Origin of the sequence: Buchnera aphidicola (Pterocomma populeum) (assembly GCF_049314985.1) — a bacterium.
GTDB classification, from domain to species: Bacteria; Pseudomonadota; Gammaproteobacteria; order Enterobacterales; family Enterobacteriaceae; genus Buchnera; species Buchnera aphidicola_BQ.
In genome coordinates, this window is sequence record NZ_CP186013.1 from 580,271 (window position 1) to 588,150 (window position 7,880).

Annotated in this window: 9 protein-coding genes; 5 read left to right on the top strand and 4 right to left on the bottom strand. The window is 25.8% G+C overall.

All coding sequences use genetic code 11. From position 1 onward, the window contains the following. Window positions 1-354: 354 nt before the first annotated feature. From ftsH to greA, 3 genes are all read right to left on the bottom strand, one after another. Window positions 355-2,172, bottom strand: a complete 1,818-nt coding sequence (gene ftsH, locus ACOI1G_RS02850) for an ATP-dependent zinc metalloprotease FtsH (protein ID WP_422667296.1) — start codon at window positions 2,170-2,172, stop codon at window positions 355-357. A 61-nt stretch (window positions 2,173-2,233) separates the two neighbouring features. Continuing rightward, the gene (rlmE, locus tag ACOI1G_RS02855) at window positions 2,234-2,854 is read right to left on the bottom strand and encodes a 23S rRNA (uridine(2552)-2'-O)-methyltransferase RlmE (protein WP_422667297.1); all 621 of its coding nucleotides are present in this window, start codon (window positions 2,852-2,854) and stop codon (window positions 2,234-2,236) included. Between the two features lie 149 nt (window positions 2,855-3,003). Further along, entirely contained in the window at window positions 3,004-3,480 is a 477-nt protein-coding gene (gene greA, locus ACOI1G_RS02860; RefSeq protein WP_422667298.1) for a transcription elongation factor GreA, read from the bottom strand. Between the two features lie 353 nt (window positions 3,481-3,833). On the opposite strand from greA, the gene ACOI1G_RS02865 reads away from it, so the two are divergent. The 5 genes from ACOI1G_RS02865 (at window position 3,834) to cgtA (ending at window position 7,302) form a co-directional block, all read left to right on the top strand. Further along, on the top strand, window positions 3,834-4,097 hold the full coding sequence (locus ACOI1G_RS02865; protein WP_422667299.1) for a BolA family protein: 264 nt from the start codon (window positions 3,834-3,836) through the stop codon (window positions 4,095-4,097). Between the two features lie 72 nt (window positions 4,098-4,169). Beyond that, window positions 4,170-5,420, top strand: coding sequence for a UDP-N-acetylglucosamine 1-carboxyvinyltransferase (gene murA, locus ACOI1G_RS02870; RefSeq protein WP_422667300.1), 1,251 nt, complete (start codon window positions 4,170-4,172; stop codon window positions 5,418-5,420). 113 nt (window positions 5,421-5,533) lie between these two features. After that, the gene (gene rplU, locus ACOI1G_RS02875; protein ID WP_422667301.1) at window positions 5,534-5,848 is read left to right on the top strand and encodes a 50S ribosomal protein L21; all 315 of its coding nucleotides are present in this window, start codon (window positions 5,534-5,536) and stop codon (window positions 5,846-5,848) included. A gap of 14 nt (window positions 5,849-5,862) precedes the next feature. Then, window positions 5,863-6,117, top strand: coding sequence for a 50S ribosomal protein L27 (rpmA, locus tag ACOI1G_RS02880; protein ID WP_422667302.1), 255 nt, complete (start codon window positions 5,863-5,865; stop codon window positions 6,115-6,117). Window positions 6,118-6,300: 183 nt separating this feature from the next. Beyond that, the gene (gene cgtA / locus ACOI1G_RS02885; RefSeq protein WP_422667303.1) at window positions 6,301-7,302 is read left to right on the top strand and encodes an Obg family GTPase CgtA; all 1,002 of its coding nucleotides are present in this window, start codon (window positions 6,301-6,303) and stop codon (window positions 7,300-7,302) included. Window positions 7,303-7,472: 170 nt separating this feature from the next. Here cgtA and rpsI read toward each other — a convergent pair whose 3' ends face one another. After that, a complete protein-coding gene (gene rpsI / locus ACOI1G_RS02890; RefSeq protein ID WP_422667304.1) occupies window positions 7,473-7,865 on the bottom strand; it encodes a 30S ribosomal protein S9 in 393 nt (130 codons plus the stop codon). Between the last annotated feature and the right edge of the window lie 15 nt (window positions 7,866-7,880).

Consider the following 7,880-nt stretch of genomic DNA (forward strand, 5'->3'; position numbering starts at 1 on the left):
TATTGTATTTTATATCAAAATATATAACTATCTTATAATAAAATTTATTTTTATCCTCTACTAAGATGGTTTATCATTTAAAAATATGTTTTTATATATTTAATTTTTTAAGATTATTCTTTAATAAATAAAAATGTTATTAAAATATTATCATCATATAATTAAAATTTATATAAATACTATAAAAAATATATTTATAGTATAGATATAAAAAATAAGATGAAGTTATATAATTAAATCACTTCATCTTATTTTTATTAATATTAAAAATAAGAGTCGAAAAAAATAAAGAAATTAAAAATAATATTTTTTTATTTTATATATTATTTATTAACTACTATAAAATTACATACTTCATTTCCATCCTTTTGGTGGACGCACTTCTCTCCTTTCCATTAAATCATCAATTTGTAATGCATCAATGGTTTCATATTTCATTAAAGCATCTTTCATAGCATGTAAAATATCTATATTCTTATTTAATAAAACTTTTGCACGATTATAATTTACTTCAATTAATAATTTTACTTCCTCATCAATAATTCTAGCAGTTTCATCTGACACATGCTTAGATTTATCTACGGAACGTCCTAAAAATACTTCTCCATCTTCTTCAGCATATAACAATGGCCCAAGTTTTTCAGAAAATCCCCACTGAGTAACCATATTACGAGCTAAACTAGTAGCTACTTTAATATCATTAAATGCACCAGTAGAAACATTTTTTGAACCATAAATAATTTCTTCTGCTAAACGACCTCCATATAAAGTTGATATTTGACTTTCTAATTTTTCTCGACTAATGCTAAATGTATCAGATTCTGGTAAAAAAAACGTTACTCCTAAAGCTTGACCTCTAGGAATAATAGTCACTTTATGTGCTGGATCATGTTGAGGTACTAATCTACCAATAATAACATGACCAGATTCATGATATGCAGTAGCTTCTTTTTGACTATCACTCATAACCATTGATCTTCTTTCAGAACCCATCATGATCTTATCTTTTGCTTTTTCTAGTTCCATCATAGAAACAACAGTATTATTTAATCTAGCTGCAAATAAAGCAGCTTCATTCACTAAATTAGCTAAATCAGCTCCTGAAAAACCAGATGTACCACGCGCAATAATCATAGGATCTACATCTTTTGATAGAGGCACTTTTCGCATATGTACTCGTAATATTTGTTCACGCCCACGAATATCTGGTAAAGCAACAATCACTTGCCGATCAAACCGTCCAGGACGCAATAAAGCAGGATCTAATACATCTGGTCTATTAGTAGCGGCAATTAAAATAATACCTTCATTACCATCAAAACCATCCATTTCTACTAACATTTGATTAAGAGTTTGTTCTCTTTCATCATGTCCACCACCTAGTCCAGCACCTCTTTGACGACCTACTGCATCAATTTCATCAACAAAAATAATACATGGTGCAGATTTTCTAGCATGTTCAAACATATCTCTTACTCGAGAAGCACCTACACCAACAAACATTTCAACAAAATCAGAACCAGAAATAGTAAAAAATGGAACTTTAGCTTCTCCTGCAATAGCTTTTGCTAATAGAGTTTTTCCAGTTCCAGGCGGGCCTACCATTAAAATACCTTTTGGAATTTTACCGCCTAATTTTTGAAAACGAGCAGGCTCTTTAAGATATTCAATTAATTCACTTACTTCTTCCTTTGCCTCATCACAACCTGCAACATCAGCAAAAGTAGTTTTGATTTGATCTTCTGATAACATACGAGCTTTACTTTTACCAAAAGACATAGCGCCTTTTCCACCACCCATTTGCATTTGACGCATAAAAAAAATCCAAACACCAATGAGCAACAACATGGGAAACCAAGAAATAAAAATAGATGCAACTACACTTGGTTCTTCTGGTAATGAACCTACCACCTTAACGTTTTTAATTAAAAGATTATCTAATAACTTTAAATCATGAATAGGCATATAAGTAACGTATTTACTATTATCTTTTTTAGTAACATGAATAATATGCCCGTTAATATTTGCTTCACGAATCTGATTTTGATTTACTTCTGATAAGAAAGTAGAATAACTTATTTTATGATCACTGATATCATTAGAGCTAAAACTCTGAAAGATAGACATTAATATAACCGTGATGACTAACCAAAAAATCAGATTTTTAACCATGTCACTCAAGGGAACAACCTCTCATTACATCTATTTTAAAAAAAACAGATTACTATATTTTTCATCTGATTGCTAGAATGAAGATTTCTCGAGATCTTGATCGAGAAGTTTTAGGTTTACAAATTTTAACTTTGGAAAATAACATTTTAATTTCTTTATAAAATTCATTAAAACCATCTCCTTGAAATGCTTTTACTAAAAAAGTACCTTTTTTAGATAATACGTAATTAGATATTTTTAATGCTAGTTGACACAAGATAATAGAACTGGGTAAATCAATAGAAGAATGTCCTGTCATATTAGGTGCCATATCAGACATTACCATATGAACATGAATATTTTTTATATATTTTAAAAATATATTAAATGTTTTTTTTTGTTGTAAATCTCCTTGAATAAAATTAACACCAGATATAGGTTGAAACGGAAGTATATCACATGCTATGATACGGCCTTTATTTCCAATTTGAGAAGAGGCATACTGTGACCAACTACCCGGCGACGCACCTAAATCAATAACGTTCATACCAGAATAAAACAATGTATTACTACGATCAATTTGTTCTAGCTTAAACCAAGCTCTAGATCTTATTTTATTTCTTTTAGCTTCTTTTACATATCTATCTTTAATATGCTCTGATAACCAACGAATAGAACTTTTTGATTTTTTTACAGAAGTCATATGATCACTATATTAGTGTTTATTATTAAAAAATACTTTTTAAAAATATTTTTACTTATCAACTCATAAAAATATTGAAGTATATAAAGAAGCATTATATAATAAAAAATTATAATATATTTTTAAAAATTTATAATAAATAAAAATAATTAGTAATCTACATTAAAAATATTATAATCTATATCACCACCTGGCGTTCGTATAGTTGCAATCATACCTACTTCTTTTCCAATCAAACCTCTTGCCATAGGAGAATTAATAGAAATTAAATTTTTTTTAAAATCCGCTTCATCATCACCTACAATTTGATAAGTAAATTTTTCTTTTGTTTTAATATTTATCACAGTGACTGTCGAACCAAATACTACTCGTCCATGGTTAGAAATAGTACTAATATCTATAATTTGAGCTTGAGATAACTTCTTCTCAATTTCTTGAATACGCCCTTCACAAAAAGATTGTTCCTCACGAGCAGCATGATATTCTGCATTTTCTTTTAAATCACCATGTTCTCTAGCAGTAGATATCGCAAGAATAATACGAGGACGTTGTATGGTTTTTAATTCTTTTAATTCTTCTCGAAGTTTTTCTGCACCTCTTATTGTCATTGGAATTAAATTAGTCATATATATACCTCATAATTTTTATTTTTTTAAAAAATAAATAACATTTGATAAATTTTATACAAAATAATATTTTTTAAATTTTTAATATTCAATATTATATACGATTCTTTCTTATAAAATTTTGCTTAAAAAAACATGAAATATTTTTATTTTATTTAAAACTATACTATTGAAATAAAAAATTATAACAATAATATATAAAAAAAACAGTAATTTAAATTAATTTCATGTTTAAAAATCATTATTTGCATAATAATATTTTATAATTAATTTATAATACAATATATAAAATAAAAAATATTATTAAATCATTAAATCTAATTATATATTTTTACCATAAAAGATAATCAAAAATGAATATAGAAAAAATTAAAATACTATTAACACAAAAATTAAATTTACAAAAAATTTATATTACAGGTGATGAAAATCATATTAAGATAATTGCCATTGGAAATATTTTTAAAGATTTAAGCCCTGTTAAAAAACAACAAATTATATATTCTCCTCTCATGAATATGATTGTTGAAAAACATATTCATGCAATATCAATAGAATCATATACTTTAGAAGAATGGAATAAAAAAAATATTATTAGTAATAATATAAATAATTAATTCGTTATAATATATACATTACTATACTTAATAAAAATATATTTTATTTATAGAATAGAGACTTATCAATACATGAGTAAATTTTATGTAACAGGTAATAAAAAATTACAAGGTAATGTTTATATTTCAGGTTCTAAAAATTCTGCATTACCAATTTTATTTATGACAATTTTAACAAAAGAAAAAGTTATTATTGATAATGTTCCAAAACTAACTGATATTAACATAGCTTTAAAATTACTTTTATCTTTAGGTTCAAAAATTAAATATAAAAAAAAAATATTTATTGATACCAGTTTAATAACAATTTATTACCCTCCTTACGAGCTTATTAAAAAAATAAGAGCATCAATTTGGATTCTAGCTCCACTACTAACAAGATTCGGAAAAGCTAAAATTTTTTTTCCTGGAGGATGTAAAATAGGAAATAGACCTATAGATTTACATATTGACGGTTTAATCCAATTAGGTGCTAAAATTATTTTAAATAAAAATTGTATTTTTGCTTCTATAAAAAAGCGATTTCAAGGAAAATATATATTTATTAAAAAAATCAGTGTTGGTGCCACTATTACTATTATGAGTGCTGCTGTATTGGCAGAAGGTTTAACAATCATTGATAATGCCGCTTGTGAACCAGAAATAATAGATGTTGCAAAATTTTTAAATACCTTAGGCGCTAAAATTATTGGAGCCGGTACTAATAAAATTATTATTTTCGGCGTAATTCAATTAAATGGTGGAAAATATAAAATCACTTCTGATCGAATTGAAACAGGTACATTTTTAATAGCTGCAGCAATATCTCAAGGTTATATTATTTGTCATAATACCCATCCTAAAAATATGTATAATATTACGCACAAATTATCTGAAACTGGAGCAATTATTAAAAATGGAAAAAATTGGATTAGTTTAGATATGAGAGGTAAAAGACCTCATTCTATTAATGTTTGTACAGAACCATATCCTGGATTACCAACGGATATGCAAGCTTTATTTACTCTATTAAATACAATATCAATAGGAATAGGAAAAATTACTGAAACAATATTTGAAAATCGCTTTATGCATATTAAAGAACTTATTAATATGGGAGCAAAAATTACCATAAAAAACAATTCTGCTATTTGTTATGGAATACCTAAATTATCATCAAATCATGTTTTTTCTAGTGATTTAAGAGCATCAGCAATGTTAGTATTAGCTGGATGTATCGCAGATGGGAAAACAACTGTTCATCATACAGAACATCTTATGCGAGGCTATGAATCTATTGTAAAAAAATTAAATAATTTAGGTGCTGATATTATCATAAAATAAATATTACTTATATGATCATAATAAAATATTATTAAATATTTTATTATTCTATATAAATAAATTTATTATGTAAAATTTATAATATAAAAAATAAAAAATACAATGGAGTATATATGTACGCAGTTTTTTTAAGTGGTGGAAAACAATATCGAGTAATAAAAAATCAAACTGTTAGATTAGAAAAAATTAATACACCAATAGGTACAGAAATAAAATTTAATAAAATACTACTAATCAAAGATGAAAATGATATTACAATAGGTAATCCCTTTATATCTGGTGGTATAATTCAAGCTTATATTAAAAAACACGGAAAATCAAAAAAAATTAAAATAGTAAAATTTAATCGTCGAAAACACTATAAAAAACAACAAGGACATCGTCAATCTTTTACTGATGTTAAAATTATTGATATTAATAACAGTTAAATAGGAAAAATAAAATGGCCCATAAAAAAGCTGGAGGATCAACTAGAAATGGTCGCGATTCAAATGCTCAAAGATTAGGCGTAAAACATTTTGGTGGTGAATATGTTTTAGCTGGAAGCATTATTGTTAGACAGCGTGGTACCCAATTTCATCCTGGTCAAAATACAGGTTGTGGAAAAGATCATACTATTTTTGCTATGATTGATGGTAAAGTACAATTTCAAAAAAAAGGTCTCAAAAAAAGAAAATATGTTAATATTTTAAATTAAATTATATCTATATAGAAAACCCCTTATTTTAGGGGAATTCTATGCTTATTAATAAAAAAACTATTTTCTCTAATATAGGATGAAATATGTAAAACATATTAAAAATTTTTATTTAATTATTTTTTTATATTTATTAGTATTTATTGCACTCAAATACTAATAAAAATTTTATATGGAAAAAAAATGAAATTTATTGATCAAACTAAAATTCAAGTAATTGCTGGAAATGGTGGAAATGGATGTATTAATTTTAGAAGAGAAAAATATATTCCAAAAGGTGGTCCTGATGGTGGCGATGGTGGAAATGGTGGTAATATTTGGATAAAAGCAGATAATAATTTAAATACTTTAATAGATTTAAGATTTAAAAAAATATTTCAAGCTCAACATGGTCAAAATGGATCAGGTCAAAATTGTTCTGGAAAAAAAGGTAATGACATTATTATCAAAGTACCTATAGGTACTAGAATTATTAATTATCAAACACGAGAAATAATCGAAGATTTAATAAATCATAAACAAAAAATATTAATTGCTAAAGGTGGTTGGCATGGATTAGGTAATACAAGATTTAAATCTTCTACTAACAGAACACCACGAAAAAGAACTTTAGGCACAAAGGGAGAAAAACGTGATCTACAATTAGAATTAATCTTAATTGCTGATGTGGGAACATTAGGGATGCCTAATGCAGGAAAATCTACTCTTGTGACTAAGATATCTAGCGCAAAAACAAAAGTTGCAGAATATCCTTTTACAACTCTATATCCTACTTTAGGAACTGTTATTTCTCATAATAAAAAATTTATAATCGCTGATATTCCAGGAATAATGAAAGATGCTTCTCAAGGAATCGGTTTAGGAATTCAATTTTTAAAACACTTAGAAAGATGTAAACTCTTACTACATATTATTGATTTAGCTCCTATTAATGGTTCTTGTCCTATTAATAATATTAATGTTGTAATCAATGAACTAAAAAAATATAGCATAAAATTATATAATAAACCAAAATGGTTTATTTTTAATAAAATTGATCTATTAGATCCAAAAAAATTAATTAAAATTGTTTATAAAATTGTTGATCAATTACAAATAAAAGAAAAATATTATTTAATTTCATCTGTTAATAAAATTGGTACTCAAGAACTATGTCATTCTATTTGCAAATATTTAAAAAAATAATATTTTTAAATTTTTTATATTATAAAGATATTTTTAAAATAATTATCTCAATATAAATGTAATTAAATATTAAATATTATCAAAAAATTATTATATTGGAATATAATTAAAATTATATAATCGATAAAAAGAACTCGGTTAATTAGAAAACCAAGTTCTTTAATAAAATACTAACGTTTAGAAAATTGTGGACGTTTTCTTGCTTTTCGTAAACCCACTTTTTTACGTTCTACTTGTCGCGCATCACGTGTAACAAAACCAGCTTTTCGTAATTCATTACGAAAAGAAGAATTATATTGAATTAAAGCACGAGTAATACCTTGACGAATAGCACCAGCTTGACCAGATACTCCACCGCCTTTGACAGTAATATAAATATTAAATTTAGTTATCATATCAAATAATTCTAATGGTTGCCTAACAACCATACAAGAAGTCTCACGACTAAAATATTTATCTAAAGAACGTTTATTAACAGTAATACTGCCATCTCCAGGCTTTAAAAATACTCTAGCAGAAGAACTTTTACGACGACCTGTTCCATAATGTTGAGTATAAATCATTAACTAAAAACTCCA

What these genes read in the sequence shown, in the direction of transcription:
- ftsH (WP_422667296.1), bottom strand. Translation starts at nt 2,172, where the DNA reads ATGGTTAAAAATCTGATTTTTTGGTTAGTCATCACGGTTATATTAATG.
- rlmE (WP_422667297.1), bottom strand. Translation starts at nt 2,854, where the DNA reads ATGACTTCTGTAAAAAAATCAAAAAGTTCTATTCGTTGGTTATCAGAG.
- greA (WP_422667298.1), bottom strand. Translation starts at nt 3,480, where the DNA reads ATGACTAATTTAATTCCAATGACAATAAGAGGTGCAGAAAAACTTCGA.
- ACOI1G_RS02865 (WP_422667299.1), top strand. Translation starts at nt 3,834, where the DNA reads ATGAATATAGAAAAAATTAAAATACTATTAACACAAAAATTAAATTTA.
- murA (WP_422667300.1), top strand. Translation starts at nt 4,170, where the DNA reads ATGAGTAAATTTTATGTAACAGGTAATAAAAAATTACAAGGTAATGTT.
- rplU (WP_422667301.1), top strand. Translation starts at nt 5,534, where the DNA reads ATGTACGCAGTTTTTTTAAGTGGTGGAAAACAATATCGAGTAATAAAA.
- rpmA (WP_422667302.1), top strand. Translation starts at nt 5,863, where the DNA reads ATGGCCCATAAAAAAGCTGGAGGATCAACTAGAAATGGTCGCGATTCA.
- cgtA (WP_422667303.1), top strand. Translation starts at nt 6,301, where the DNA reads ATGAAATTTATTGATCAAACTAAAATTCAAGTAATTGCTGGAAATGGT.
- rpsI (WP_422667304.1), bottom strand. Translation starts at nt 7,865, where the DNA reads ATGATTTATACTCAACATTATGGAACAGGTCGTCGTAAAAGTTCTTCT.